Below are 26,034 nucleotides of genomic sequence, written 5' to 3'. Positions count from 1 at the left end.
AAGTGGAAGTAAGGATAAGCTTAAGCATGAAGGCATCAGGAGTGTACGATTATCCATTATTTTTGACTTCAGCAGCCAACCTTTCGTGCAATCGCGGATGATGCAGAATATGGTTATGGTCCGTACCACGAATGATATTCAAATGAAGTGAAAATGTATTCTCATACCATGACTCCAGTTCAAACGGTTGAATCACTTCATCGTCTGTACCGACAAAAGTATGAACCTTTTCTTCGATTCCATGAAAAATATCATTTGGAATTTCCTCAAGGAACCTTGAAGCCATTAACCGGAAACTTAAATCCAACCTTCCGCTCTCGTCAAACTCATCAGGAATTTCTGCGACCTTTTCATGAGATAAATATGGGACTTTCAATTTATATAAGGTCATCAGAATCATGGCTCTTTTCTCATATACTTTATAATCCACATTCGTTTCATCCTTGAATTGATCCGTTGCATCATCGTAATATACGAGTAAATTAGGATGAAAAAAAGGAGAGAGGAAAAAGTAATGATCTGCGATGTCAGGGTTCTTCTTCATTAATCTCAATATATTGGCAGCCCCCATTGAATGACCCGTCAAAAGCAGCTTTTTATACCCTTTCTTTTTGATGAAATGAACAAAATCAAAAAGGTCATCGTCATACTGCCCTATATATTCAAGGTCACCCCTTTCGTTCAATTGATCATATCCTCTTAAAATAGGCAGGTAGACATCCGCTTCCATTTGAAGAGCATCTGCAAATTTTTCTTGATGAGGAAGCTCAGCAGTAATACCGTGGATAAGGATGACAGCTGTATCCACTTCATTCATTGAATTTTGGTGTAATGCGAATTGTAACGTCGTAAAATCTCTAGCCGTATAGGTGTTCCACGATGTACGAGCCATAAAACGAGTCTCCTTTACTTATAATGAGATAGATATTCCGAAAAATTTTCGACGGATAGTTCATGTTCAAACCGGTGTTCCAATTGTTTGATGTACTTTTTTGATAAGTAGGAATATCCGCCTCTGTGGATCTCCCGAGCATAATGCAGAGGAGGAGTCAGGTCTTCTTTTTTCACGGTTGCTGTAAAAGAAATCGATGGGACCAACCTACCATCTTTTAATATCACCTGTACGACAGTCGGTCGGTAGGCATTAGAGTATACTCCCTCTCTTTTATACAGGTAATTCAAAGCTTTTTGTCCTACTTGATATACCACACCTTCAACCGTTTCACCTTTTTGTTCGATGATGTCCGCCCTGCCGCCGTCTTTGACATGGTGTGTAAACCCTAATTTATACCCTTTCAACACGGCTCCTCCTAATATGCTTTGAAAATGCGGCTTGACTCCCGCCAATTCCATCCGTTCTTGATCCATACAGGAGCCATAAGCAAAATAATATACAGAATCCTTCTTCAGTAGTTGATGTACCCTCCAGTCTCCATGCGGGACGGGGCTGCCTTTAGGTTCATGAGGATAAAAATAGGTGTAGGCTTCTTCTGATCCTTGGTGTGTATCGATCTTCACACGTTCACGGACAAATAACGAGTGCTCATCGCCTTGTTCATAGCCTTCTAACAGATCTATATGGCTAAGCATATCCCCCGTTATTTCATATACTTCACCAAACGTATGTTTTGATGGATTCTTTACCAAAAGAGGATAGTAGGAATACCCAGCGAAAAGTTCCCCTTCAGTCCAGGCTTGTTCTGCAGTGAGCGTCGCATTCTTTAAGTAATGATGGTTTTTCATATTTCTGCATAAAGAACCGTAAACGAAAACTTTCACCGGAATCACTCCTTTCCTTCCATGTCTTTATAGGCTTTGATACCGAATAATGAATCCGCCGATTTGACAGCATCCAAAACTGCCTGTTCCACCACATTCGCAGCGATGGAGGCAAGCCCGTTCAAATCCACTTTCACTCGATCGGAAGACATTACAAAAAGCGTGTCACCATCGACAAAAGCATGAGAGGGCCTCATCGTCCGTGCCAATCCGTCATGGGCACAAGAGGCAATTTTATTCGCCTCTGCTTTAGTCATCGAAGCATTTGTTATGATGCATCCAATCGTCGTATTTCCATTGAAACGGTTCGTCTGTGCATCGTGAGTCTGGTGAAGAAGCTGCTTTTCGGTAAATAAAAGTTTTCCATCCGCTTGAACGCCTGCAATCACTGTCCCTGTAGAAGGATCTATCACATCTCCGAAACAATTGACGGCTACTACTGCGCCAACTTTTAAATCCCCAATTTGAATGGCATACGATCCTATTCCGCCTTTCATAACGTGATCAGACCCCAGCACTTTACCGATCGTTGCCCCTGTCCCCGCTCCGACACTTCCTGAGTTGAACACAGAAGAGCCTAACGCATGAATACAAGCATCATAACCATATTGAGCGTCCGGCCGCGTTTTCGGTTCCCCGACCATCAAATCAAAAAGGATGGCTCCCGGTACAATGGGAACCTTGGCGACAGAAACATCAAAACCGATGTTTTTTTCCTCCAGAAACTTCAGGACGCCGCCTCCGACATCCAGCCCGAACGCACTACCCCCGGATAAAAAAATGCCATGCACTTGATTCACTAGATTTTCCGATTTTAACAAATCGGTTTCTTTCGTCCCCGGGGAACCTCCCCGGACATCAACACCAGCAACCGCTCCTTCTTCACTCAATAATACCGTACAACCCGTTCCTGCCTGAACATTCGTCGTGTGGCCGATTTTGAATTCAGACAAATCGTTGATGGAAATTGTTTTCACGTATTCCACTCCTTTTTTGTTTTTGAACCCCGTTATCAGGGGAAGTATGTCTATATCATTATGTAGGAGGTGCTTATATGGCTAGGAAACATATGATTGTACACGGAAGGGTTCAGGGTGTAGGCTTTCGCGCTACAGCGAAACAAATCGCTGACCAATTGAATATTCAAGGATGGGTGAAAAATAAATCGGATGGCACCGTAGAAATTGATGCTGAGGGGGAACCGGATCATCTTTCCCATTTCATCGATCAGCTTAATCAAGGTCCATCACCATTTGCAAAAGTAAGTGCGATCGATATTACAGAATCTGAAACCGAAAAAGGATATAAGAAATTCAAGATCGTTGAATGAACAGGAGCCGCAGGAAAAATTCCCTGCGGCCTTCTCTTATTCCGAGTCTTGTTTATGCATCGGTCTGACAATCAATTCATTGACATTGACTGATTCAGGTTGGGTCACCGCATAGGCGACGGCACGGGCGATGTCATCCGCTACAAGTGGTTCCATACTTCGATTTTTGAACATGTCTATCACATCACCATCTGTAATATGATCCGTCAGTTCAGTATCAACAGCTCCAGGGGAAACGTTCGTGACTCTCACACCTGAACGGGACAGCTCTTTTTCCAATCCCATAGAGAGGGCACGGACAGCGTGCTTCGTAGCGCTGTATACGGTACTGGAAGGGAAGACTTCGTGGCCGGCGACCGAGGAGACATTGATGATGTGGCCTGCTCCCTGCTCAATCATCGTAGGGAGAGACGCGTGTATGCCATAGAGTACTCCTTTGATATTGACATCAACCATCTGATCCCATTCATCTACATGGTCATTCTTCATAAACGACAACAGCATGACTCCCGCATTGTTTACGAAAATATCCACCCGTCCGAATTCGTCCTTGGTGACTTGGACAAGCCTTTCCATGTCTTCTTTATTCGTCACATCCGTTTCAACCACTTTAGCTTTCACTTCATATGTTTGTTGTATTTCTTCAGCAAGTTCTTTCAATCGTTCAGAACGGCGGGCTGCCAATACGACATCCGCTCCCTGTTCAGCTAAGTGATGGGCGATCGCTTTACCGATTCCGCTGCTGGCACCTGTAATGATCGCTGCTTTTTTTGTTAATTCGTTCATTTCTCCATTCCTCCTTTGCCCGTACTACACTAAGTATGTACCCTTTTTTTAAGGGTTCTATGCATCAGAGGAAGGTATAGAAAAACCGCCTCCTGCAGACAGGAGACGGTTCTCGTTATGTTTGTTATTGTTCCTCAAAGAACTTTTTGTTGATTTCGATGTATTCTTTTTCTTCCTCTGGTACTTCATCTTCGATATATATGGCCTCTACCGGACATACGGCTTCACATGCACCACAGTCGATACAAATGGCCGGATCGATATAGAACATATCTTTTCCTTCTTCAATACAGTCTACAGGGCATACATCCATGCACTCTGCCGCTTTTTCATCTTTACATGGGGATGTTATTACAAATGCCATTGATATCTCCTCCTTTTTTGAAATTAAATGTGCTTAATATTCTATTTTCACCTTAAATGGCTTAAATAAACACAACCTTTATCATAACGACTTTTGACAAAAATCGCAATTCTTCTAACAAATTCGATGGCGATTCAATTCACCTTGAGTATGGGGTGCCTTATCGGTCCCATATCCGTTCGACTGTATATTCTCCACCCTGCTTCTGCACTAAGAACACATCGGGTCTTGTGAGCCTTTTCCAATCCTGAAAGCCAATTTCTCTATTGTACGTTTGTAAAAGAAGAGCAAGAAGATTTCCATGTGTGACTAGAAGGACATTGCCCTCTTCATGATCCTCAAGTTCCTTCACCAATGATTGAATTCGGTCTTTCGCTTCCTGGGAAGATTCTCCACCTGTCAACTTCAACTCAGGATCCTGAAACGTATCATGAAGCACTTCTTCCCAATCGTCCAGAGGCTCATGGCTGAGGATACGCTCTTCTAGCCGCTCGTCTTTTTCGATGGACAACCCTTTCTTCATAGCGAAGGGCTTGATTGTTTCGATCGCGCGCAGAAAGGGACTGGATATGATTCGATCGAAGTCATATCCGGTCTGCTCCAAAAAAGTAGCCAGGGCTTGGGCCTGTCTGACCCCTGTTTTCGTCAATGGAGAGTCTTCATGTTGTCCCTCAGTTTCACTGTGGCGAACTAAAATTAGTTTGTCCATTCAGCCATCCTCCTCTTTTCTGCATGTTACCTTCATTATCTCCCATAGAGAAGGGAAAGACAAGGAAAGTAACAGAATATTGTCACTTTTTGTACACTCGCTTTCCGCGGAACCATGTCTCAGTGACTTCGATCTTATCCAAGTCGCCGGGTTCCACTTCCTTCGGGTGTTGTGCAAGTAGTACAAAATCCGCTTGATGACCGACTTCTAGTCTGCCCTTTTCACCTTCTCTATATTCAAGTTCTGCAGGGCTTTCGGTGAATCCATGAAAAGCCTGGTCCACAGTGATTTTTTCCTGAGGCATCCAGCCGCCTTCTGGATTTCCTTCTAAATCGGTACGGTTGACTGCTGTAAATATACTAACGAATGGATTCAAGGCTCCGATGGGTAGATCTGAACTCAGAGTAATCGGAATATGAGCCCCCACCAGACTGTTAAAAGCATCACAATAAGGAACGAGTTCTTTCGGTGTCCAGTTTTCCTTCTTATCCCATTCACCCAGTAAAAAAGAGGGCTGAGTTTCAATATAAGGTTTGATTTTCTGCATACGGTCGATCAAATCAGGACCTAAGGTTTGAGCGTGGATGATCCGGTGCCTCATTGATTTGGTCTGCGCCTGCTCCTGCTCAAGCGCCTCAACGGCTTGTTCTACAGCCCGGTCCCCGATAGCGTGCATAGCAACCTGCATGCCATTTTCAGAAGCGACCCGGACCATTTCATTCACTTGTTCCTGTGTATAAATCAACGTACCATGAGTCGAGGGTTCGACTGGATACGGGTTTCTCATAGCGGAAGTGAACAGTCGCTGAGTCCCATCAAGGAAAATCTTTACGGCACCTACTTTTACTTGGTCGGTCCCGTCCCCCGTACGCTTTTTGTTATTCTCAAGGTACTCTTCCAAGTCATTGATATTAAAAATATAATGGTGAAGGTGTACATCAAGAGGAAGCTTTCCTTCCTGTTCGAGCTCTGTGTACGCCTGCCACAACTTTTCATAGGTGCCGATGAAATTGATATCATCGGTGTGAACGGAAGTAATTCCATACTGACTCAAATGAGGGATGCCTGTTTCAAGTGCAAGCTTGGCATCGTCCACGGAACGGCCCCAAAAGTGATGTTTGATGTAATGAACTGCCGTGTCTTTGAATCGCCCGTTCCAATTCCCATGTTCATCTTTTTCCTTGAACTCATCCGGTTCTTTTTTAAAGTCTTCTTCTTTCTCAAGTAACTCCAAAGCTTTTCTACTTATGACACACTCGTGACCATCTTCATGCATGAAATAAATATAAGCGTCCACTTGAATTTCGCTTAAATCATCAGCCGTCAGGAGATGATCGATATCTTCAAATTTGGAGTCATCAAACCCTTTACCGAAGATCCAATCTCCTTCCTGCATAGAATCATAATGCTTCTCCACTTCTTCCTTCATTTCTTTCCAGCTCGTCACCTGGGTCAAATCGAGCTCTTTTTTCAAGAGGCCGTAACGGAGCAGGTGCATATGACTGTCATTGAACGACGGGGTGATAACCTGGCCCTCACCATCCATGACTTCCTCATCATTTCCATCATATGGGCTTTCATGAATGGCGGCAATCTTTTCTCCATCCAGTTCCACGGCGTATTTTTTATCTTCATTATAGATTCCATATGGGGTGTATAGTTTCACATTATCGATAATCATATCCTCGGCTCCTTCTACTTTTCTTCTATATCATTTCTACCCTAATGCCTCCGAACTATAAACATGGGTAATAATGATCAGTAAAAAATAGAAGGTATTTTATAGTTGGAACACGATATAAAAATTTCATTTAATGAGGCTGGTGCGTTCCCAGTAGAAAGATCTTTCACAAATCTTCACAGAAAACGAAAAAACCGGGAGTGAATCGTCACCCCCGGTTTTTCCTTATAGTTCTTTGAAGTATTCTTTGTAAAATCCGCCCATGCGGCCAGAGTTGTCGATGACAAAGTAAAATTCTTCACTCTCATTTTTCACTTCGTATACTTTACCCGGTGTCAAAACGTTGTTTACAACGAATTTTTTGGCATCATTATGGACGCACTCGATTTTTTTAATTGTCGGATTGTCTTCCCAAGTTTTGTGAATCATAGTTTGCCTCCTTGTTCCTTCGTGTTCCTATCATACAATGAACACGGCCAGGACTCAATCCTACAGAGTAAACCTATGAAAATCGTTCCTGGTACCACCCTGCACCTTTCATAACTTCAGATTCAGTCAAACGGTGCCCCATACGTTCCCAATGGGTCGTGACTTCCGCACCAGCACCTTCAAGTATTTCCTTCAATTCGACTGTTTCTTCCGGTGCACAAATAGGATCGTTTTCTCCTGCACCAATAAATACCGGCACATCTGTCTGTGACGGAATCTCTATCCCTCTCCGTGGGACCATTGGGTGAAACAATAAGGCGCCTTTGAGGCTGCTCTTATAATGGAAAAGCAGACTGCCTGCAATATTGGCCCCATTGGAATATCCGACCGCAATGACTCGATCACGATTGAATTGATATTCTTCAGAAGCTTCTTTCAAGAAGTTGTTCAACTCTTCTGTACGTTGAATCAAATCTTCCTCGTCAAAAACACCTTCGCGCAGCCGTTTAAAAAAGCGCGGCATGCCGTTTTCAGAAACATTTCCCCTCACAGAGAGTATAGAAGCTTCCTGATCGATCATTTCGGCAACGGGAAGTAAATCTTGTTCTGTTCCGCCTGTGCCATGAAGAAGAAGCAATACTTTATCATTCGTTCCTTTTTTAAACACATGTTTCATATCCATTGACCCTTCCTCCTTCAAATAAGTAGACATAATATTGTTATAGTATCCTACACTTTTTACATGTTGTAATTTTATCTTTAATTCGAGATATTGTCAAAAGATCGGCTTTGAGCCCGGGTGTAATTATTCATTGATCCTTTTAAACAAACCGGGCAGGACCAATACGATAAGGAACAAGCGGACCATTTGCAAGGAACTGACTAAAGGCGCATCAGCTCCAGCTTCTTTAGCTGTAAGCCCCATCTCAATCAGGCCTCCAGGAGCTAAACTGAGAATAGCCGTCGCCACATCCATTCCTGTCCACATATGCAGCAATCCTCCAAATAAGAAAGAAATCATGATCATCATGACCGATAAACCTGAATAGATCCATGCGTATTTTCCCGCTTTTTTTATATCAGAAATATTGATGGAATTCCCTAAATGAACTCCGATGATCAACTGAGCAAGTATAAATAGTACCCCAGGTAGTTCAAAAAGAGGGAAAGATACCGTTCTCAGGCAACCGACAGCAATCATCGGTAATAAAACCATAGCAGCTGGTATCCTTCTATGTAACATTAACGCGATCATGTACAAAATCACATAAATGAACAGAGGCCACCACGGCCCCTCCCCGCTTTCAGAAACAGATCTGAGAGGAAAATTTTCCGTTTTATTAAAGAAATGAATGACCGTATAAGGGATGATTGATAAAACCGCCAGAAGCCTGATGGCATGGAAAATCGTCACCAGTACCGTATTGCCATTCAATGATTCGCTCGTAGCAATCATGACGGACAACCCTCCAGGTGCACTTCCGATCAAACTGGTCGGCTTATCGAGCGCCGTTTTCTCAGCAATGATATAAGCAGCATATAGACTGATGAGGATAAGGATCATTGTAAGTACCGTGTAAGGAAGGATATAGGGAACCACATGTTCAAAAGTCTTGGATGTAAACATAAACCCGATTCCTATTCCTAATAAACTGAAACCTATATTTTTCAATGGAGCAAAAGACGTTGTTTTTATACGAAAGAGCATTTTCATCATCAGCAGCCCGAACACAGGCCCCAAAATCCATGGCAAAGGGAGGTTCATACTTTTAAATACCAGTCCGAAAACAAATGCTATACTATATGTATAAATTATTCTAGTAAAATAGATGACTCATTCCTCCTCCCTTGTTAAAATTAAATCATCCGTATCTTGAAAGGAGCTCGTTGCCGGTGGATAAGTGGACCTATGGTTATGATCGAAAAAATGACCTGTTCAACTATTTACATATTAGAAATTATGAAGAAAAAGATTTCGAACGACTGATCGAAATTCAAAAGAAAGCTTTTCCTCCCCCTTTCCCTTCAGAACTATGGTGGACGAAAGAGCAGTTGGAAAATCATATCCGTACATTCCCGGAAGGCTGTCTCTGTATAGAGGTGGATGGGGTGGTAGCAGGGTCCATGACGACGATGATGACAAGCTTTGATGAAAAGAATCTATCTCATACGTGGGAAGAAAAGACGGCCGATGGGACAATGAAGACCCACGATCCTAACGGGAATATCATGTATGTGATTGATTTGTGCGTCGACCCTGACTATCGTTCAATCGGGTTGGGAAGGCAATTGACGCAAGCCATGTATGAAACAGTCGTCCAATTGGGCTTGAAAAAGTTAATCGGAGGAGCACGCATGCCCCGTTACCACAAGTACGTCCAAGAGTTGACTCCAGAAGAGTATGTAAACCTGGTCATAAATTCCGAAATTCATGATCCAGTCATATCTTTCCTGCTTAAATCAGGACGGTCTCCGATCGAACCGATCAAAAATTACATAGAAGATGAAGAATCTTGTAATTATGGATTGTTGACGGAGTGGAGAAATCCGTTTATTGAATAATTGAAATTGGTGATCATCCATAAATGTTCAGGTGTGGAAAATAACCCCTGAATTTATAATAAAGGCGCTGTCATTATGTTCTAAGCTCCAGCCGCATCCTCCTGCCGACTTTATTCATGATTGAATCAAGTAAGCCGATCAACAAATCATATAAACTTGAAGCCAGGTGTCTATATCCACCTGGCTTTCTTGTTTAACTGAACAAATAGGTTAAATAGCCGTATCCCCGTTCTTCCATTTTATCTTTCGGGATGAATTCCAATGCTGCTGAATTGATGCAGTAACGCAATCCTCCCTGGGATTTCGGTCCATCTTCGAACACATGTCCAAGATGAGAGTCAGCTTCCTCACTCCGAACCTCTGTACGGAACATCCCATGGCTCCTATCCATTTCTTCTTTTACATGTTGTTTTTCTATCGGCTTTGTAAACGAAGGCCACCCACAGCCCGCATCGTATTTATCTTTAGAACTGAACAACGGTTCTTTGGAAACAATATCCACGTAAATACCTTCTTCTTCGTGGTCATAAAATTCATTTTCAAAAGGCTTTTCCGTTCCGTTTTCCTGGGTGACCTTATATTGCAAGTCCGTCAAGCGTTGTTTCAGCTCTTCTCGGTTTTTCTTCATTCCCCATTGATTTTTGAGGAAATTCGCTCTTCCGGAACCCTTTTTATACAATTTATAGTGGAAAGAGTTCTTTTTATAGTAATCTTGATGTTTATCTTCTGCGGGATAGAACGTTTCTGCCGGGAGAATTGGAGTCACAATAGGATTTTTGAATATCCCTGATTCTTCTAATTGTTTCTTACTCTCTTCTGCTATTTGTTTTTGTTCTTCATTGTGATAGTAAATGGCTGTAGTATAAGATTCTCCCCGGTCCGCAAACTGACCATCAGGGTCTGTCGGATCGATCTGCCGCCAAAAAATTTCCACCAGACGCTCATATGGAAAAATAGAAGGATCATAAGTGATTTGGACAGCTTCTTTATGTCCTGTATTTTCGGTGATGACCTCCATATACGTCGGATTCTCCGTTACTCCACCCGTATATCCGGAAATAACAGACTCTATTCCGGGCCTTTCATCGAAGGGTTCGACCATACACCAGAAGCACCCACCCGCAAACGTAGCAATTTGATATTGATTATCCATGAAACATCCCCCTATTTTGGTCATTTATAATGGAGTATGCTCCTATTCTTCCTAATTCACAAAAAAAAATCAAGCCACATGCACAGTCTAAAAGAATAGTTTAGGCTGTGATGTACCTTGAAAGTGTGCTGATTCAGATGAAGACGAAGAGCTTTCAAACTCTTTGAACGATGACTCCAATGTCGATGATGAGGATTCTTCTGTTTCTGTCGACTCATCATCAGATTCACCCATCAGTTTCATCATATTGATCATGGCTGGGATATTTTTAATCATGGGACCATATTGCTGGACCATGGGAGCTGCCGTTTGTACAGCTTTCATAGCCGTCTGCATATGGCCGAGCCACCCCGGGCCAGTCGATTGTGCAGCATTGGCAATATTAGCCATAGGACCGAAGCTTTGGGGCCCGTATCCAAAACCTCCAAAGGTAGATGGACCAAACCCCGGAGCATTTCCCATACCTCCGAATGGACTGAAACCTTGCATACCGCCTGGCGGAAATGAATTACCTGCTGCACCTTTATTTAAAAAAGGAGCAAGGAGTTTCATCATTCCTCTTTGTGCCTGGGGCTGTTGAATCCCTTGGAACATTCCTCTTTGTGCTTGAGGCTGCTGCATTCCAGGGAACATCCCTGGTGGTGGAAAAGGTGGTTGACCTGTAGGGAACATAATTATCCCTCCGAAACATAAGATTACTCTAGCATATGCCCCGTTTCCATTCCTGTTTGGGCTTTACAAATCACTTTTTTCAGGGAGCTCCCAGTTGACAGGTTCTTCTCCTATACTTTCCAGAAATTCATTTGCCTTTGAAAACGGACGGCTTCCAAAGAAACCACGGTGAGCCGACAGGGGGCTCGGGTGTGGGGAGGTGATCACTTTGTGTCTGGAACGATCGATGGCTGACCCTTTCTTTTGAGCATGCCGCCCCCACAAAATAAATACCACAGGCACCTTTCTTTGATTTAATAATTCAATGACTTTATCTGTGAACTTCTCCCATCCCAGCCCCTGGTGGGAATGTGCTTCGTGTGCTCTTACGGTCAAGACATTATTCAGTAATAATACTCCTTGTTCTGCCCAGGAAACTAAATGTCCATGATCCGGTGGACGCACCCCAAGATCCTCTTCCATCTCTTTGTAAATATTTCTTAATGATGGGGGAATTTTAACATCAGGTTTCACGGAAAAGCTGAACCCATGTGCCTGTCCCGGTCCGTGATAAGGGTCCTGCCCTAAAATGACAACCTTCGTATTTTGATAGGATGTATGGTCCAAAGCCGCAAATATGTTGTTCATATCAGGATATATACTATACGTCTGGTATTCTTCTTTTAAATTCTCTCTTAATTTCTGATAGTATGATTTTTCAAATTCGGCATGAAGCAAATGGGCCCAATCATTGTTGAAAGATTTCATAATACACTCCTCCCCTCCGAATATTTTCTAAATTTTCTGAAATAATTTCCCGGGTAAGCGCAAAAACTGACATTTACTCATTTTCATTTTGTCGAATGAATTACGCAGGTGTCATCTCTTGCAATATAACAGGGGGGAATTGGATAGGTTGACCACTTGAATTTTTTTATTGAAAAACAAATTGAACGGATGACCCTTGTGGTCCTGCTTGGATCTGCAGCTTTGCCGGAATTTCTTCTTTCAATTGTGATACATGGGAAATGATGCCCAGCATACGGTTTCCGTCTTGTAAACCTCTTAAACAGTCAATCGCTTGTTCCAATGATATTTCATCAAGGGTTCCGAAACCTTCATCGATGAACAGTGTATCCAACTGCACACCCCCTGCGTGAGCTTGAACGACATCTGCCATGCCAAGTGCAAGACTCAAAGATGCTTTGAATCCTTCACCTCCGGATAACGTCCTTACTGATCGCTGCTGACCTGTGTGGTGATCCAGTACTTCCAAATCAAGACCGCTTTGTGCACCGCGCTTGGCAACCTCATCACTACGTATCAGTTGATAACGGTGATCGGACATCTGATCGAAACGAAGATTCGCCTGAACTAAAATTTCATCTAAGAATGCAGCTAATACATACCTTTCCAGAGACAACCGTAAATGATTGTCCCCACGTGCAAGATTTGCGAGTTCAGCGATGTCATAGTATTGTTTCGCCAAGTCTCCCTGCTCTTTCAATAACTCCTGCATCGTAATGCGGACTTCTTCGTTTTGTTTAACCGCCACATTCATGTCATTCACGATTTGCTGCTGTGTATGAAGATTCCCCTTGGTTTCTTCCCACTTTTCCAAAATGGCTTCCAAATCAGGCTTGGGCTGGTCTTTCAACTTAGATTCAAGAAGTTGTAAGCGTTCGTTGACCACCGCAACTTTCTGTTTATATTGATCGATCATCGTTTGTTTTTCATTCATGCTTTCCGGAGACAATAATGCTTCTTTATATGTTTCCATTGAAGAAAATCCGTATTGATCAAACGTTTGTTTAAATTCCTTCTCCCGTTGTTTGAGGGCTGCTTCCGTTTGCTTTAGATACGATTGACTCTCTTCTTCTGAAACTTTGGCTTGCTGAAGATCATCCCTTGCCTGCATGAATGTCTTCTGGATGGTTTCCCATTTTTTCATTGCCTCTTTATAATTTCTTTCCGCTACATTTACTTCTTTATTCAATTGCCCTTCATCTATCGTTTCGAACGAATGGTTTTCTTTGAAGGTGTTCAACTTGGTTTTCAACTCGATTAGTTTTTGTTGTTTTTCATAAACCGATTTTTGAGATGTTTCGATTTTCTGATTGTACTCGTTTATTTCCTTTTCTATCTCATCTAACTTCTTATAAGCCGTATCGATATGCTGAGCTTTGTTTCTCAACTCTATCATTTTCTTTTCTACGGCTGATGATTGTTCCCGGAGCGTATCAATGGCTTGTTGAATCGACTTTTCATCAAGTTCTTCAACTAGAGAAGCTAGTTCTTTATACAGACTATCCGTTACACGCCGCTGGGTTTCCCCTTTGGTTTTCACATCGACCGCTTCGTTCCTTGCTTTTTGATAGTCCGTGTCCGCCTTTTCGAATGCTTGTTTCAATTGTTCCAATTCCTTCTGGCCAGCTACAACGCCTGGTTTCCCTGCAGGCTCAGGATGATGAGAAGATCCACAAACCGGACAAGGACTCCCTTCTTCCAATTGGACAGATAACGTGTAGGCATGATGGGACCGGATTTCTTCGAGTGCCGACTCATACTTCTTCTTACTTTCTTGATAATGGTTTTCTATCGTTCTGAACTTCTTCATAAATCGCTGATAAGTATTTCTCATATCCTGGAGGGTCAGCCATTCATGTGACAATGTTTTTACCTTATCGAGTGTTTGATTCAATTGATCGAGATGGGTTTTATGTTCCATTAGATCATTTGTTACTTGACGCTCATCTTTGATTTCATGCTTCCATTTTTCTTTTTCGTTAGTGAGCTCCTGGTAGTGGTTTTTCAAGTGAGCTAAATTACGTTCTTTTTCCTCAAGATCACCATTCAGCTTCTCAAACTGTTGTTGCAAAGTTGTAAATTCCTGAAGCTTTTGTTGTTCTTCAAGTTTTTTCGTCCATTGTTCTTCCAGCTTCTTTCTCTCTGAATCTCTTTTCTCCTCTTGCAGATACTGTTCTTGAACGTTATGAAACTCGGACTCCTTCACTTTCCGCCGCTCTTCTTTTTTCTGTTGTGAAACCTTTAATCGTTCAAATTCCTGCCTTCGTTCCTGCCACTGTTTTTCGTAAGGACGGATATCCGCAGCTTTTTTGGCCCATTTCATTTCTTCTTCTATATCTGAAATATCCTTCTCTTTCTCCTGAAGACGTACCGCTTCCTTTTTCAACTCATCTCTTTCCCGGAATTGCTCATGCATATTTTTGGCTGCGTGGTATTCTTCCTGAATTTTTTCGTTTTTTTCATTCAGTTCACGAAGATGCTCATTTTCCTCATTTAATAGATTCTTCTGCTCCAGGATTCGTTTTTTCAAACGTTCGACCACTTGATCCGGTTCTTCGTCTACGCTTTCAACTTCCATGCCCCAATTGATTTTTCCAACAGCTTGATCGATCTTCCATTGAAACTCATTAATTTCCTTTTCCAACGTCTTTGATTGCTGCTTCAAATGTTCGGTAAGTTCTGAATAGAAGTGAGTTTTGAAGATTCTCTGCAATATTTCTTCCCGTTCTTTACTATTTTCAGAGATGAGCTTTCTGAACTCTCCTTGTGGGATCATGATCATTTTTCTGAACTGTTCATAATCAAGAGACATAATCTCTTCAATATAATCATTGACTTCTTTGATTTTAGAAGCGATGAGTTTTTCCTCGTCCCCTTGTGTAAGGTAAAGTTCTGCACGAGCCGGATCTTCTTTCCACCCTTCACCGCGCTCCTTCTTTCTTACCTGTTTCGGCATACGTACAATACGGTACTGCTTCCCTCTTAATTCAAATTTAAAATCCACGTAAGTCGTTTCTCCAGGATCTGCAAAATGACTGCGCATGGTGTCTTGGTCCCGGTCACTTCCACTGGCACGTCCATAAAGGGCAAAACACATCGCATCAAAAATTGTCGTTTTTCCGGCACCGGTCGGACCTGTAATTAAAAAGATCGATTCTTCCCCTAGTATGGTAAAGTCAATCGTTTGTTTTAAGCGGTAAGGACCGAACGCATTCATCGTCAAAGCTAATGCTCTCATGTTATTGCCCCCTTTCTTTCTCTCTTAAGTATTCAACAGCACTTGTAATCAGTGCTTTTCGATGTTCAGGGATAGAATCCCCTTTGATATCTTCATAAAAAGATGCGAATAAATCCTGATGTGATAATTGCTGGCGCTCTTTCGCTTTATTCAGCTCATCCAGCTGCTGTTTGTTTGAGGACCTCTTTCTTTCCAGGTGGAGGATATTAGGATAAATCTTCCTCAATTTACCCATGGGATCAATTAATTGTCCGTCATCCAATAATCGAATATGCAGGTAGTTGTTCGTATCTTTTGCAGCATTTCCATCCATCAAGTCTTCAAAAAACCCTTCCACGATCTCAAAATCTCTGACTGGGTGAAGAGGAATTTTTTCAAAACTGGTTTGTCCCTGTTCATCCATCTCTACAATCGTTACAGACTTTTGGTGATTCACTTCAGAAAATGAATACTTCAATATGGAACCGCTGTAACGGATGTGATCCGCTGTCACACGCTGAGGCTGATGCAGGTGCCCTAAGGCGACGTAAGCAAAATCTTTAAATAAATGAGCGTCAATATAAGGGCTTCCTCCGATCATGGAAAGACGCTCTTCAGATTCCGATTCCATACCTCCTGCTAAAAAGGCATGTCCGATCCACACATGGCGTTCCTTCATGTCGAATCGATCATTTATATCTTCCAGTAGCTTTTCAGCAGCCTGCTGATGAGTTTTTATGGAAGAATCGTCGAATATGTGTGCCACTTCCGCTGGTTCAACATAAGGAATAAGGTGGAAATGGACAGGTCCGTGTTGATCATGCAGGGTGACCGGCTGTCTTTGCTCTTTTAATTTAGTATCCAGGAAAAGACCTTGTCTTCTGAAGATCTGGCTGCCGAATTCCAACCGATCCGGACTATCATGGTTCCCGGAGATAGCTAAGACAGGGATTTCCAATTCATGGATGATAGTCGTCAGAGTTCGGCTCAACAATTCAACGGCCTGCTTAGGGGGTATCGAACGATCATACAAATCACCGGCTATAATAATCACATCTGGTTCTTCTTCTTTGACTATGTCGATGAAACGATCCAATATATATTGTTGATCTTCTGTCATATGCACGAAGTTGACAATCTTACCTAAATGCCAATCCGCGGTATGCAATAGTTTCACTTTGACCTCTCCCTTACGAACTGTACTATTCGTCTTCCTCTATTAAATAAGCATCATACAATCGATCAAATACGGATAACGCACTGGGAAAAGGGATGTTCCACTCCAAATAGGAGCTGATTTCATCATACGATTTCGCTTGTTTTGGAAAACTATGATCTTCGAACATCCAATCTGCCAATTGTTTCTCTTCATCTTGTTTTTGATTCCCGCGGTAACGCATCATGTAGTGGTAAAACGACCTCATATGAATGTCTCCTTCTCAATCTGTTCTCTTACTGTTTTATCATGGAATGTCTTTTACAGCAAAAATGAAAACGATAAAAAAGAATCCTCTGATCGAGGATTCTTTCATCATGATTCATCTTCCATGAATTCTTGTTGTTGTTTAAGTTTTTTCCGGTACACAATTCGTGAAAGTACGATGCTGATTTCATATAAAATGATCAGCGGAATCGCGACAACGAGCTGTAACACGAAATCCGGGGGTGATATCACTGTCCCGATAATGATCAGGATGAAATAGGCATACTTACGGACTTTCACGAGAAAAACAGGGTTGACGATTCCGAGGCTCGTCAAAAACATCGTGATGACGGGTATTTCAAACAAGACCGCAAATGGAATGGTTACACGGAATAAAAACTTAAAATAACGTTCGACTGTATATATTTCATTGAACATTCCGTCATTCAGTGACATCAGGAATGGCAGAATCATCTCGATGAACACGAGATAACCGAACGTCAATCCACCCAAAAACAACAGGAAGATCGCTGGAATATAGGATAAAGACACTTTCCTTTCTTTAGGAGTCAGCGCCGGTTTGACAAAAAGCCAAATTTGAAGGCTGAATACGGGCAGCGCCCCTACGATCGCCACGATGCTGGCCATCGTAAAATAAATCCAGATGATTTCACCGGGGCTCGTCATATTCAACTCGAATGGCAGATCTTTCACAAAGAAATCCTGAATCAATCCTACATTCAAGAACCCTGCCACAAAAAAAGCGATGAAAAATACGAGCGTCCAAATGATCCTTTTCCTAAGTTCACCTAAGTGATCGGTGTAATTCATTTCTATATCTTGACTCATTTGTTCATTTGACAACCAATCCACCTCCAGGCTTTTATCAGCCTGACAAAAAGAAGATGCAAGGGGGTGTGACCCTTACACCTTCTTTATTCGTCTTTACTCTTTTTCTTATCGTTTTCATCTGACATGATATCGCCCGTCGCTTTCTTGAATTCTTTTAATGAGCTTCCGAAAGCTTTACCGATTTCAGGCAGCTTGGAAGGTCCAAAGATGACTAATGCGATGATCAAAATCAGGATAAGACCAGGCACACCGATGTTGGATAACATGGTACTTCACCTCACCTTACTGGTTCATAGAATGTTTATTTATTTTCTGACTTTGCCGGCTGCTCTTTGGTATCATCAGAAAGGTCGCGAGCAGAGTTTTTGAACTCTTTCAACGTCTCTCCTGCAGCTTTACCGATTTCAGGTAGCTTTTTCGGTCCGAAAATAACAAGTGCAATTGTTAAAATCAGAATTAAACCGGGGATTCCGATACTGGATAGCATCTCCTTCACCGCCCTTTTCCCTTTTATCTTTCGTTGTATGTGTTCTTGTGTCTATTGTACCTAAGCTAAGTACGAAAAAAAACAAAGACACAAAATCGTCATAAATTAAGTATTCCTCATCTATCATACCAAAAATCAAATGGAATGTCTCGAGTGAACCATGATCCGTTTTGCTTTTACATAATCTTCGGGTGTGTTCATATTGAAAAAGTGGAGGGTAAGATGTTCATTTGATAAATCAGTGAATTCATGGATATAGACGGCCTCTACACACTCAAACAAATCCGAGAACCGTCTTTTCCCTTTTTCCAGCAGTTTTTCAAGATTTTCTAAAATATCTCTGTGATAGATCCCAGATAGCGGCTGCTTCCTTCCTTCCCAAACGGGTATGATCGCTTCAGCATCTTGGAAGTTCAACCGCTGGTGCAGTAAATAGCGATAGACTTCCGCTCGAATGAACGGCGTATCACAGGCCGTAATCGCAAACCACGTTTCATTCCGCTCTTTCAAAACGGCATGCATCCCTCCGAGTGGTCCTGCATCATTCACCTCATCTTTAATAATAGGTAGAGCACTATCCCGGGGCTGATTTTGATTGAGTACAACAGCAGGAACAACTTTTCTCATTTCTTTTGCGATTCGTTCAATTGTAGTTGAATCACCTAAGGGGAGTCCGGCTTTATCCTGCCCCATCCTGGTCGACCCACCACCTGCAATGATCACCCCGCAAGCGGTGTTTTTCATCGTTCAATTCGATCGTATATTCTGAAGTAATAGTCATAAGGGTTTTTTTCATCTTTTTTCCCTTTGGTTTCAGAACGAAGTTTCCATTCGCTTTCATCATAATCGGGGAAGTACGTATCCCCTTCAAAAGTGGCATCGATATAAGTCAAATACATCCGGTCCGCGTGAGGAAGCATTTTTTCAAACAAGACGCTGCCACCGATAACGAACCATTCCTGGTCCGGACGCTCTTCTTCAAGCTTTAGAATCTCATCAATGGAATGGATGACCGTGCAGCCTTCCCTGTCGTAGTTCTCATTGCTCGTTATGACGATGTGTTCACGATTCGGTAAAGGTTTACCGAACGATTCGAAGGTTTTCCTTCCCATGATGATCGTCTCTCCCCATGTCGTATCCTTGAAAAATTTAAAATCATTAGGGATATGCCACGGGAGATCATTGTCTTTCCCTATCAGTCGGTTGCGATCCATTGCGAAAATAAATGAAATCATCTTCTTCCTCCTATTATTTAAGCTTTTGTCATCGTGATATGCTCTCGGCATAACAGCAATCTTTCATTTAAACGGCCACCGGAGCTTTTATCCCTGGGTGAGGGTCATACCCTTCAATTTGAATATCTTCCATATCAAAATCAAATACACTCTGCTTCTCTTTGTTTAAAGTCAGTTTTGGAAGATCTCGAGGTGTTCTCGACAATTGCTTGTCAATTTGATTCAAATGGTTGGTGTAAATGTGAGCATCACCTAAGGTATGAACAAATTCTCCAACTTCCAATCCACACTCATGGGCGATTAAGTGGGTTAAAAGGGCATAGCTTGCGATATTAAAAGGCACTCCGAGGAATATGTCTGCACTCCTTTGATAAAGCTGGCAGGAAAGTCTGCCATCAGCTACATAAAACTGGAACATCGTGTGACACGGAGGCAGAGCCATGTTGGAAGGGACATCTTCAGGATTCCAGGCCGTTACGATGTGTCTCCTGGAATCAGGGTTTTTCTTGATCGCATCTATCACATTTTTCAATTGATCGATCGTCTCTCCCTGAGAAGTTTTCCACTCTCTCCATTGTTTCCCGTAAACCGAACCCAAATCTCCATATTTTTCTGCAAAAGCATCATCATTCAATATCCGCTCTTTAAATCTTTCCATTTGTTCTACATACTGCTTTTTGAACGCTTCATCCTGTTGACTTCTTCTTCCGAAGTCTGTCATATCAGGCCCTTCATATTCATCACTTTCCACCCATGTTTGGAAAGCCCATTCGTTCCAAATGTTGTTATTATGCTGAAGCAGGTAACGGATGTTTGTATCCCCTTTGATAAACCAGAGCAATTCACTGGCTATCAATCGAAATGGTATGCGTTTTGTCGTGAGTAAAGGAAACCCGGCTGACAGGTCGAAGCGCATTTGATGTCCGAAAATCGAGTAGGTGCCTGTTCCTGTGCGGTCTCCCTTTTCCGTCCCTTCGTTTAATACATGTTGACATAAATCCAGATAGGCTTGTTCGTTAATAGTCATCCTCTTCCTCCTGCACTTTGTTACAATTTTGTTCTCTCTTAAATTCCTCTAAATAATAAAGTAAAAATTGATGCCTATGTTCGGCTTCTTTCTTTCCCGCTTCTGTATTCATCATCGATGAGAGTTTCACTATTTTATCGTAAAAGTGTTGATAAGAACTTGGAATGCTTGGATCTTCTTTGTACATACTTTGTCCATTCGCTCCACCATAAGCGAAAGTGCGGGCAATCCCGACTGCACCGATGGCATCCAGGCGGTCGGCATCCTGTACAACTTTTCCTGTAAGAGAATCCGGCTGTATCCCTTTCGAAAAGGCGACCGTATCAATAGCGACCATGATTTCATTACAACCCTCTTTACTCAAACCGAGATCTTCGAGTATCTCTTTCAATTCGCCTACTGCCTCTTCAGGTGCTTCAAATAATTTCGAATCTCCAATGTCGTGCAGCCACCCAGCCAACTCACATAAATCAGGGTCTGCCCCTTCTAATTTTGCAAGTTTACGGGACCATCCGGCTACTCTTTCCATGTGTTCGAAATCATGCCCGGTCGCGTCTTTATTGAAGATCTGTTCAACATATCTTTTCACTCTCTCAAGTTGTTCTCTACGGTTCATGACGCCTCCTAAAAATTGAATAAGTCCATCTGCCTCGGGTTTAACCCTTCGTACTCTAGGTCTAAAATCGACTGCAGCTGCTTGGCATTATCTGCTGCGTCCCCTCCGGAGTTATTATTGAACAAGACGGTGATCTCCGGGGTTTTCTCTTCCAATTCCCTTATTCTTTCCGCCCATTCCTTTAATTCATCTTCGTTGTACCGGTACAAAAAGCGGACTTCACGCCAATCCTTGCGACCGTTTTTATTCCAACCATGCACATTGCGACCGTGAAAACGGATCAGCGTCTTTTCTGGATGAGTGGTCTCTAAAACACGGGGGACAGATCCGGTACCCGCCTGAGGTTCATCACATATACCATGGATCCATTCGTGATCCCTCATAAAATCAAGGGTTTGTTCTATATAATCCTGTTGATACCAGGTTCTGTTACGGAATTCCAAAGCCAAAGGATACTCGTGGAGCCATTCACGAATCAGCCTCAGCTTTTGTATATGCTGCTTCCTCACATCGAACCAAGGAGGAAACTGAAAAAGCAAAGCATCAAGTTTCCCTTCTTCAATGACAGGTTGAATGGACTCTTCGTAACGTTTGACCAATTCCTTGGCTTCCTGGACCGATCTCGACTCCCTGTCATGCCCTGTCAATTGACTGAACGCTTTAATAACAAACCGGAAAGATGAAGGCGTTTGCTGAATCCATTTTTCATAGTGGCTTTGAGGCTGAATCGCATAAAAAGCTGTATCCACTTCTACTACTGGGAAATGGGAGGCATATTCAGACAGCTTGTTTCCCGGCTTCGTTTGGTCAGTGTACAAAGAAGCGTGGTCTCCCCATCCTGTCAGTCCGATGTTGATGCTCATGCGTTTTCCTCCCTTCTATTATGTATTACAGTCATTTTAGCAAAAAAGTATACCCTCTGCCCAGATTCGCGCAGAGGGATGATGATTTAAAACAGTCCTTTGATAACGCCGTCTTCTGTTACATCCATATCCAACGCCGCAGGTTTCTTAGGCAGACCAGGCATAGTCATGACGTCTCCTGTCAATGCTACGAGGAATCCTGCCCCGGCGGAGGCGTGTATCTCCTGTACTGTAATTGTAAAACCTTCCGGCCGTCCCAATAAAGACGGATCATCGGATAAAGAGTACTGGGTCTTAGCCATACACACCGGTAATTCATTAAACCCAAGCTCTTTCATTTGTTCGATTTGTTTTCGAGCTTTGGTTGAATATTCAACCCCGTCGGCACCATACACTTTTTTAGCGATTTTTAGAATTTTTTCTTCAATGGCGTCCGATAATTCATACGTATAATTCAAAGAACCGGATTGCTCGTCACAAATCTTCACCACTTTTTCAGCGAGATCGAGCCCACCTTCTCCACCCTTGGTGAAAACATCTACGAGGGAAACGGGAGCGTTTTGCTTTTCACACCAATCCAGTAAAAAATTGATTTCCGCATCAGTATCAGCGGGGAATTGATTGATAGCGACTATATAAGGAAGATTAAAGTTTTCAATCGTTTCCATATGTTTCTTCAGGTTCTCTACGCCCCTTTGAAGCGCTTCTACGTCTTCGTTCTCTAATTGTTTTTTATCCAAACCACCGTGCATCTTCAATGCTCTTATTGTAGCCACGATAACGACGGCATCAGGTTCAAAATCTCCGGCTCTCGTCTTTATATCAAGGAATTTTTCTGCGCCGAGATCTGCGCCAAACCCAGATTCGGTTACTACGTAATCGCCCAGTTTTGCCGCTATGCTGGTAGCCATCACACTGTTGCAGCCATGGGCGATGTTCGCAAAAGGACCCCCGTGGATGATGGCTGGTGTATTTTCAAGTGTCTGGACGAGGTTCGGTTTGATTGCATCCTTCAAAAGCAATGTCAATGCCCCTTCAAAGCCTAATTGAGAGACAGTTATCGGTTGTTTTTCATACGTGTAGCCTATGACGATATTACTGATACGAGTTTTTAAATCTTGAAGATCCGATGCAAGACAAAGAATTGCCATGATTTCCGATGCTACGGAAATTTTGAAACCATCTTCACGGGGCACACCTCTGACTGGTCCTCCTAACCCGACCACCACTTGCCTTAAAGCCCGGTCATTAATATCTAATACACGTTTCCATTCGACCCTGCGAGGGTCGATGTTCAGTTCATTTCCTTGATGAATGTGGTTATCGATAAATGCAGATAAAGCATTATTCGCAGTGGTGATGGCATGGATATCACCTGTAAAATGAAGATTGATCTCTTCCATAGGTACCACCTGGGAATATCCGCCTCCGGCAGCACCGCCTTTGATCCCCATTGTCGGCCCCAACGAAGGCTCCCTCAGAGCTACGACCGCTTTTTTGTTCATCCGATTCAGCGCCTGCCCCAACCCTACGGTCACGGTAGATTTACCTTCGCCTGCCGGAGTGGGATTGATGGAAGTCGTCAAAATGATCTTCCCATCAGGTTGATTCGAGAGCTTGTCCAATAAATGGTCCGAAAGCTTCGCTTTATAATGGCCGTAAGGCTCCCAATCTTCTTCATTCAGGTTAAGCTGTTCCGCAATTTCCTTAATCGGTTTCATTTTGGCATCCAATGCAATTTCTATATCGGATTTCATGCGATATTCCTCCTCAAAATGATTCAGTTTCTTATATTGTAACCTACTGTCGAGAAAGTGAAGAGTGAAATGTAAAAAAGCCATCGAATCTTTAAAATCACTTAAGGGAAAAACGTCGTTTTTTGTCTATCAAAAATCGTTTCAAACCTGTTGACGCTGTTTTTCATATACGATATATTGAAGTTAAGCAAATAAGGCGATCGGAATCATAAATGACAGGTAGTTCCCATAGAAGTGCTTCGGAATTTATTATTCCGTGCTGCTATGGGAATTTTCCATTTCTTTCGTCTATTTGTAATTTTCACGGCTTACGTGTAAGTTTTTTAGGAGGAATCGTATCATGCAAAACGGTACAGTAAAATGGTTTAACGCTGAAAAAGGTTATGGCTTCATTCAAGTTGAGGGTGGAGACGATGTTTTCGTACACTTCTCAGCGATCCAAGAAGAAGGATTCAAATCTCTAGAAGAAGGTCAAGAAGTTTCTTTCGAAATCGTTGAAGGCGACCGCGGCCCACAAGCTGCTAACGTTGTTAAACAATAAATTGCAACTAGAAAAGCAACCTCCGTCGGGGGTTGCTTTTTTTTGATCCCTTATGAAAGTGGGAGCGGTGTTCTCATCATTAAGTTATCAATCGATACTGTTCCCTTATCTTATTCCCCATTTTTTCACCCAGGATCCAACCAGCAATCACCACTTTCTTGAAAGCTTGTACTGAAACTCTTATAATGAACCGTTGGTAGAAAAATATTGATAGAAGAACATTATAAAAATGCGATAAGAAAGGAGGTAAATCATGAGCAATGAATGGTTATGGATTCTTTTTGCACTCATTAATTTCTCTTTACTTTTAACGATGTACCGTATTTTTGGAAGATCAGGGTTGTTTGTATGGATCGGAATGTCGACAGTTCTTGCAAATATCCAGGTCGTCAAAACCATTGAACTGTTCGGCTTGAACGCCACTCTAGGGAACATCACGTACGGCACAGCGTTTTTAGCCACTGACATATTAAATGAAAAGTATGGAAAAAAAGATGCTAAAAAAGCCGTCTGGATGGGTTTTTCCACCCTGATCCTTTTAACGATCATCATGCAGCTTTCCCTTCAATTTTCACCAGGAGCAAATGATATCGCGCAGCCTGCACTGGAAACTTTATTCGGAATCGTTCCCCGTATTGCTATCGGAAGTTTGATCGCTTATATCGTAAGCCAGTACTTTGATGTGTGGCTGTACGCTCGGTTGAAAAATATATTTACTAGTGACAAGATGCTTTGGATTCGTAACAATGGAAGTACAATGATCAGCCAATTGCTTGATACAGCGATTTTTTGCGGGATCGCCTTTTACGGTCTTTATCCAACCAATGTATTCGTAGAGATTTTCATCACCACTTATATCATCAAATTTGTCGTGGCTGCCATTGATACCCCATTCCTCTATGCGGCAAAGCGGATGAAATTTTCTGGATCTCAAAGGAGCTGAAGAAATGATAGAAGTATATACCGATGCGGCAGCAAGCGGCGACCCAGGCCGAAGTGGTGCTGGAATCGTAATTAAACGTGGAAAACAAATGGAGGAATACAGCTTTTTCCTGGGGGTTTACTCCAACCATGAAGCTGAGTTTCTATCTGTCATAAAAGCACTTGAATTGTGCAGAGAGCGATACCCGGGCGAAATCCTATCCATTCGGACGGATGCAAAAATCGTGGTGGACACGATAGATAAGAATTTTACGAAGAACGAAAAATTCATCCCTCTATTTGAGAAAATCATAGAATTGCAAAAAGATTTCTCTTACGTATTTTTCAAATGGATTCCTGATAAGCAGAATAAAAATGCAGACAGGCTTGCCCGGCAGGCACTGCAGAAATGAAAAAACCAGGTTTGAACACCTGGTTTTTTTCATGCAGAAGGCTGCCTGTTATATAACCCTCGTTGTTCAAGTGCGTGATACGCTCCACGCTTGGACTCGATCTCAGGGTTGGAAATATGTTCAAGTACACTCATAAAAAAGCTTGGATCGAAGGTATGTTGAAATTTCAATGTCACCCGTACAGCGATAATCGTCTTCCAAGCCGGAGCGTTGGTGGAATTATTGCCAAAATAAATGAATCGTACATCTTCATCACTCAATTTAAAGCCCTTCGTCCATAAATCTTCTAAAAAGTAAGCTAAAGTATGATCGTTATTCATAGTTCGCTCCTTACTGGTAAACACTTATGTATGAAATCCTATCTAAGCTTATCATGAACCCTTTCTCATTTGAAAGGTTCTTCTACCCCCATAATACTATAATTCGACTTT

General features: G+C 42.4%; 31 protein-coding genes. 5 read left to right on the top strand and 26 right to left on the bottom strand.

The genetic code is table 11. The features are described from left to right. Positions 1 to 49: 49 nt before the first annotated feature. Genes LCL89_RS03480 through LCL89_RS03470 form a run of 3 tightly spaced genes read right to left on the bottom strand, consistent with a single transcriptional unit; the run spans position 50 to position 2,756 of the window. Entirely contained in the window at positions 50 to 892 is an 843-nt protein-coding gene (locus tag LCL89_RS03480; protein WP_224807721.1) for an alpha/beta fold hydrolase, read from the bottom strand. A gap of 14 nt (positions 893 to 906) precedes the next feature. Further along, positions 907 to 1,779, bottom strand: coding sequence for a gamma-glutamylcyclotransferase (locus LCL89_RS16820; protein WP_224807718.1), 873 nt, complete (start codon positions 1,777 to 1,779; stop codon positions 907 to 909). A 5-nt stretch (positions 1,780 to 1,784) separates the two neighbouring features. Beyond that, entirely contained in the window at positions 1,785 to 2,756 is a 972-nt protein-coding gene (locus LCL89_RS03470; protein ID WP_224807715.1) for a P1 family peptidase, read from the bottom strand. Between the two features lie 77 nt (positions 2,757 to 2,833). Between LCL89_RS03470 and LCL89_RS03465 the strand changes: the two genes are divergently transcribed. Beyond that, complete coding sequence (locus tag LCL89_RS03465) at positions 2,834 to 3,109, top strand: acylphosphatase (protein ID WP_224807714.1); 276 nt, start codon at positions 2,834 to 2,836, stop codon at positions 3,107 to 3,109. Between the two features lie 36 nt (positions 3,110 to 3,145). Here LCL89_RS03465 and LCL89_RS03460 read toward each other — a convergent pair whose 3' ends face one another. The 7 genes from LCL89_RS03460 to LCL89_RS03430 form a co-directional block, all read right to left on the bottom strand. After that, positions 3,146 to 3,895: an SDR family oxidoreductase gene (locus LCL89_RS03460; RefSeq protein WP_224807713.1), complete on the bottom strand. Its 750-nt coding sequence runs from the start codon at positions 3,893 to 3,895 to the stop codon at positions 3,146 to 3,148. A gap of 124 nt (positions 3,896 to 4,019) precedes the next feature. Beyond that, positions 4,020 to 4,259, bottom strand: a complete 240-nt coding sequence (locus tag LCL89_RS03455) for an indolepyruvate ferredoxin oxidoreductase subunit alpha (protein WP_197316104.1) — start codon at positions 4,257 to 4,259, stop codon at positions 4,020 to 4,022. 160 nt (positions 4,260 to 4,419) lie between these two features. Next, positions 4,420 to 4,968 carry a histidine phosphatase family protein gene (locus tag LCL89_RS03450; RefSeq protein WP_224807711.1) on the bottom strand — a complete coding sequence of 183 codons (549 nt, stop codon included), beginning with the start codon at positions 4,966 to 4,968 and terminating at the stop codon, positions 4,420 to 4,422. A gap of 82 nt (positions 4,969 to 5,050) precedes the next feature. After that, a complete protein-coding gene (locus tag LCL89_RS03445) occupies positions 5,051 to 6,649 on the bottom strand; it encodes an amidohydrolase (RefSeq protein WP_224807709.1) in 1,599 nt (532 codons plus the stop codon). Between the two features lie 225 nt (positions 6,650 to 6,874). After that, positions 6,875 to 7,078, bottom strand: a complete 204-nt coding sequence (locus tag LCL89_RS03440) for a DUF6501 family protein (RefSeq protein ID WP_197316107.1) — start codon at positions 7,076 to 7,078, stop codon at positions 6,875 to 6,877. A gap of 73 nt (positions 7,079 to 7,151) precedes the next feature. After that, entirely contained in the window at positions 7,152 to 7,754 is a 603-nt protein-coding gene (locus tag LCL89_RS03435; RefSeq protein ID WP_224809557.1) for an alpha/beta hydrolase, read from the bottom strand. A 129-nt stretch (positions 7,755 to 7,883) separates the two neighbouring features. Further along, positions 7,884 to 8,876 carry an AbrB family transcriptional regulator gene (locus tag LCL89_RS03430; RefSeq protein WP_224809554.1) on the bottom strand — a complete coding sequence of 331 codons (993 nt, stop codon included), beginning with the start codon at positions 8,874 to 8,876 and terminating at the stop codon, positions 7,884 to 7,886. Between the two features lie 95 nt (positions 8,877 to 8,971). Here LCL89_RS03430 and LCL89_RS03425 point away from each other — a divergent pair, with 95 nt between their 5' ends. Further along, the gene (locus tag LCL89_RS03425) at positions 8,972 to 9,640 is read left to right on the top strand and encodes a GNAT family N-acetyltransferase (RefSeq protein ID WP_197316109.1); all 669 of its coding nucleotides are present in this window, start codon (positions 8,972 to 8,974) and stop codon (positions 9,638 to 9,640) included. Positions 9,641 to 9,833: 193 nt separating this feature from the next. Here LCL89_RS03425 and msrB read toward each other — a convergent pair whose 3' ends face one another. The 15 genes from msrB to LCL89_RS03350 all read right to left on the bottom strand — a co-directional run bounded on the left by msrB (position 9,834) and on the right by LCL89_RS03350 (position 23,728). Further along, positions 9,834 to 10,793, bottom strand: a complete 960-nt coding sequence (msrB, locus tag LCL89_RS03420) for a peptide-methionine (R)-S-oxide reductase MsrB (protein ID WP_224807707.1) — start codon at positions 10,791 to 10,793, stop codon at positions 9,834 to 9,836. Between the two features lie 87 nt (positions 10,794 to 10,880). After that, positions 10,881 to 11,465, bottom strand: coding sequence for a YqfQ family protein (locus LCL89_RS03415; protein ID WP_224807703.1), 585 nt, complete (start codon positions 11,463 to 11,465; stop codon positions 10,881 to 10,883). Between the two features lie 63 nt (positions 11,466 to 11,528). Then, positions 11,529 to 12,212 (bottom strand): uracil-DNA glycosylase, encoded by a 684-nt coding sequence (locus tag LCL89_RS03410; RefSeq protein ID WP_224807702.1) that lies wholly within the window; start codon positions 12,210 to 12,212, stop codon positions 11,529 to 11,531. A gap of 166 nt (positions 12,213 to 12,378) precedes the next feature. Continuing rightward, positions 12,379 to 15,489 carry an AAA family ATPase gene (locus LCL89_RS03405; protein ID WP_224807700.1) on the bottom strand — a complete coding sequence of 1,037 codons (3,111 nt, stop codon included), beginning with the start codon at positions 15,487 to 15,489 and terminating at the stop codon, positions 12,379 to 12,381. Position 15,490: 1 nt separating this feature from the next. Further along, complete coding sequence (locus tag LCL89_RS03400; RefSeq protein ID WP_224807698.1) at positions 15,491 to 16,645, bottom strand: exonuclease SbcCD subunit D; 1,155 nt, start codon at positions 16,643 to 16,645, stop codon at positions 15,491 to 15,493. Between the two features lie 25 nt (positions 16,646 to 16,670). Then, positions 16,671 to 16,892, bottom strand: a complete 222-nt coding sequence (locus LCL89_RS03395; RefSeq protein WP_197316114.1) for a YozE family protein — start codon at positions 16,890 to 16,892, stop codon at positions 16,671 to 16,673. A gap of 107 nt (positions 16,893 to 16,999) precedes the next feature. Continuing rightward, entirely contained in the window at positions 17,000 to 17,740 is a 741-nt protein-coding gene (gene tatC, locus LCL89_RS03390) for a twin-arginine translocase subunit TatC (protein WP_197316815.1), read from the bottom strand. 86 nt (positions 17,741 to 17,826) lie between these two features. Further along, the gene (gene tatA, locus LCL89_RS03385) at positions 17,827 to 18,009 is read right to left on the bottom strand and encodes a twin-arginine translocase TatA/TatE family subunit (protein WP_197316115.1); all 183 of its coding nucleotides are present in this window, start codon (positions 18,007 to 18,009) and stop codon (positions 17,827 to 17,829) included. A 35-nt stretch (positions 18,010 to 18,044) separates the two neighbouring features. Further along, complete coding sequence (locus LCL89_RS03380) at positions 18,045 to 18,230, bottom strand: twin-arginine translocase TatA/TatE family subunit (protein ID WP_197316116.1); 186 nt, start codon at positions 18,228 to 18,230, stop codon at positions 18,045 to 18,047. A 135-nt stretch (positions 18,231 to 18,365) separates the two neighbouring features. Then, positions 18,366 to 18,974 (bottom strand): molybdenum cofactor guanylyltransferase, encoded by a 609-nt coding sequence (gene mobA / locus LCL89_RS03375; protein ID WP_224807696.1) that lies wholly within the window; start codon positions 18,972 to 18,974, stop codon positions 18,366 to 18,368. Beyond that, positions 18,971 to 19,465, bottom strand: coding sequence for a dihydrofolate reductase (locus tag LCL89_RS03370; protein ID WP_197316118.1), 495 nt, complete (start codon positions 19,463 to 19,465; stop codon positions 18,971 to 18,973). The genes mobA and LCL89_RS03370 overlap by 4 nt, the downstream gene beginning before the upstream one ends. Positions 19,466 to 19,532: 67 nt before the next feature. Next, positions 19,533 to 20,492, bottom strand: coding sequence for a thymidylate synthase (locus LCL89_RS03365; protein ID WP_224807694.1), 960 nt, complete (start codon positions 20,490 to 20,492; stop codon positions 19,533 to 19,535). Next, positions 20,482 to 21,108: an HD domain-containing protein gene (locus tag LCL89_RS03360; protein WP_224807693.1), complete on the bottom strand. Its 627-nt coding sequence runs from the start codon at positions 21,106 to 21,108 to the stop codon at positions 20,482 to 20,484. The genes LCL89_RS03365 and LCL89_RS03360 overlap by 11 nt, the downstream gene beginning before the upstream one ends. Positions 21,109 to 21,116: 8 nt before the next feature. Next, a complete protein-coding gene (locus LCL89_RS03355) occupies positions 21,117 to 21,971 on the bottom strand; it encodes a DUF72 domain-containing protein (protein WP_197316121.1) in 855 nt (284 codons plus the stop codon). An 86-nt stretch (positions 21,972 to 22,057) separates the two neighbouring features. After that, a complete protein-coding gene (locus LCL89_RS03350) occupies positions 22,058 to 23,728 on the bottom strand; it encodes a formate--tetrahydrofolate ligase (protein ID WP_197316122.1) in 1,671 nt (556 codons plus the stop codon). Positions 23,729 to 24,068: 340 nt separating this feature from the next. On the opposite strand from LCL89_RS03350, the gene cspD reads away from it, so the two are divergent. From cspD to LCL89_RS03335, 3 genes are all read left to right on the top strand, one after another. Further along, positions 24,069 to 24,269, top strand: coding sequence for a cold-shock protein CspD (gene cspD / locus LCL89_RS03345; RefSeq protein ID WP_197316123.1), 201 nt, complete (start codon positions 24,069 to 24,071; stop codon positions 24,267 to 24,269). Positions 24,270 to 24,522: 253 nt separating this feature from the next. Next, positions 24,523 to 25,212: a queuosine precursor transporter gene (locus LCL89_RS03340; RefSeq protein WP_197316124.1), complete on the top strand. Its 690-nt coding sequence runs from the start codon at positions 24,523 to 24,525 to the stop codon at positions 25,210 to 25,212. 4 nt (positions 25,213 to 25,216) lie between these two features. Beyond that, the gene (locus LCL89_RS03335; protein ID WP_197316125.1) at positions 25,217 to 25,603 is read left to right on the top strand and encodes a ribonuclease HI family protein; all 387 of its coding nucleotides are present in this window, start codon (positions 25,217 to 25,219) and stop codon (positions 25,601 to 25,603) included. Between the two features lie 29 nt (positions 25,604 to 25,632). Here LCL89_RS03335 and LCL89_RS03330 read toward each other — a convergent pair whose 3' ends face one another. After that, positions 25,633 to 25,923 carry a DUF6123 family protein gene (locus LCL89_RS03330; RefSeq protein ID WP_224807692.1) on the bottom strand — a complete coding sequence of 97 codons (291 nt, stop codon included), beginning with the start codon at positions 25,921 to 25,923 and terminating at the stop codon, positions 25,633 to 25,635. Between the last annotated feature and the right edge of the window lie 111 nt (positions 25,924 to 26,034).

Origin of the sequence: Halobacillus yeomjeoni (assembly GCF_020171525.1) — a bacterium.
GTDB lineage: Bacteria > Bacillota > Bacilli > Bacillales > Halobacillaceae > Halobacillus > Halobacillus yeomjeoni.
The sequence above is the reverse complement of the archived record's forward strand: the minus strand, read 5'-3'. Positions and strand labels throughout refer to the sequence as shown.

Bases quoted from the DNA above. Each gene is read 5' to 3' on its own strand.
- LCL89_RS03410 (WP_224807702.1), bottom strand. From the start codon at position 12,212: ATGAAATCTTTCAACAATGATTGGGCCCATTTGCTTCATGCCGAATTT.
- LCL89_RS03355 (WP_197316121.1), bottom strand. From the start codon at position 21,971: ATGAGCATCAACATCGGACTGACAGGATGGGGAGACCACGCTTCTTTG.
- LCL89_RS03365 (WP_224807694.1), bottom strand. From the start codon at position 20,492: ATGACTATTAACGAACAAGCCTATCTGGATTTATGTCAACATGTATTA.
- LCL89_RS03460 (WP_224807713.1), bottom strand. From the start codon at position 3,895: ATGAACGAATTAACAAAAAAAGCAGCGATCATTACAGGTGCCAGCAGC.
- LCL89_RS03380 (WP_197316116.1), bottom strand. From the start codon at position 18,230: ATGCTATCCAGTATCGGAATCCCCGGTTTAATTCTGATTTTAACAATT.
- LCL89_RS03360 (WP_224807693.1), bottom strand. From the start codon at position 21,108: ATGAACCGTAGAGAACAACTTGAGAGAGTGAAAAGATATGTTGAACAG.
- LCL89_RS03450 (WP_224807711.1), bottom strand. From the start codon at position 4,968: ATGGACAAACTAATTTTAGTTCGCCACAGTGAAACTGAGGGACAACAT.
- LCL89_RS03340 (WP_197316124.1), top strand. From the start codon at position 24,523: ATGAGCAATGAATGGTTATGGATTCTTTTTGCACTCATTAATTTCTCT.
- LCL89_RS03465 (WP_224807714.1), top strand. From the start codon at position 2,834: ATGGCTAGGAAACATATGATTGTACACGGAAGGGTTCAGGGTGTAGGC.
- msrB (WP_224807707.1), bottom strand. From the start codon at position 10,793: ATGGATAATCAATATCAAATTGCTACGTTTGCGGGTGGGTGCTTCTGG.
- LCL89_RS03480 (WP_224807721.1), bottom strand. From the start codon at position 892: ATGGCTCGTACATCGTGGAACACCTATACGGCTAGAGATTTTACGACG.
- LCL89_RS03415 (WP_224807703.1), bottom strand. From the start codon at position 11,465: ATGTTCCCTACAGGTCAACCACCTTTTCCACCACCAGGGATGTTCCCT.
- LCL89_RS03335 (WP_197316125.1), top strand. From the start codon at position 25,217: ATGATAGAAGTATATACCGATGCGGCAGCAAGCGGCGACCCAGGCCGA.
- LCL89_RS03435 (WP_224809557.1), bottom strand. From the start codon at position 7,754: ATGAAACATGTGTTTAAAAAAGGAACGAATGATAAAGTATTGCTTCTT.
- LCL89_RS03350 (WP_197316122.1), bottom strand. From the start codon at position 23,728: ATGAAATCCGATATAGAAATTGCATTGGATGCCAAAATGAAACCGATT.
- LCL89_RS03395 (WP_197316114.1), bottom strand. From the start codon at position 16,892: ATGAGGTCGTTTTACCACTACATGATGCGTTACCGCGGGAATCAAAAA.
- cspD (WP_197316123.1), top strand. From the start codon at position 24,069: ATGCAAAACGGTACAGTAAAATGGTTTAACGCTGAAAAAGGTTATGGC.
- LCL89_RS03455 (WP_197316104.1), bottom strand. From the start codon at position 4,259: ATGGCATTTGTAATAACATCCCCATGTAAAGATGAAAAAGCGGCAGAG.
- LCL89_RS03440 (WP_197316107.1), bottom strand. From the start codon at position 7,078: ATGATTCACAAAACTTGGGAAGACAATCCGACAATTAAAAAAATCGAG.
- LCL89_RS03445 (WP_224807709.1), bottom strand. From the start codon at position 6,649: ATGATTATCGATAATGTGAAACTATACACCCCATATGGAATCTATAAT.
- mobA (WP_224807696.1), bottom strand. From the start codon at position 18,974: ATGAAAAACACCGCTTGCGGGGTGATCATTGCAGGTGGTGGGTCGACC.
- LCL89_RS03405 (WP_224807700.1), bottom strand. From the start codon at position 15,489: ATGAGAGCATTAGCTTTGACGATGAATGCGTTCGGTCCTTACCGCTTA.
- LCL89_RS03330 (WP_224807692.1), bottom strand. From the start codon at position 25,923: ATGAATAACGATCATACTTTAGCTTACTTTTTAGAAGATTTATGGACG.
- tatA (WP_197316115.1), bottom strand. From the start codon at position 18,009: ATGTTATCCAACATCGGTGTGCCTGGTCTTATCCTGATTTTGATCATC.
- LCL89_RS03370 (WP_197316118.1), bottom strand. From the start codon at position 19,465: ATGATTTCATTTATTTTCGCAATGGATCGCAACCGACTGATAGGGAAA.
- tatC (WP_197316815.1), bottom strand. From the start codon at position 17,740: ATGAGTCAAGATATAGAAATGAATTACACCGATCACTTAGGTGAACTT.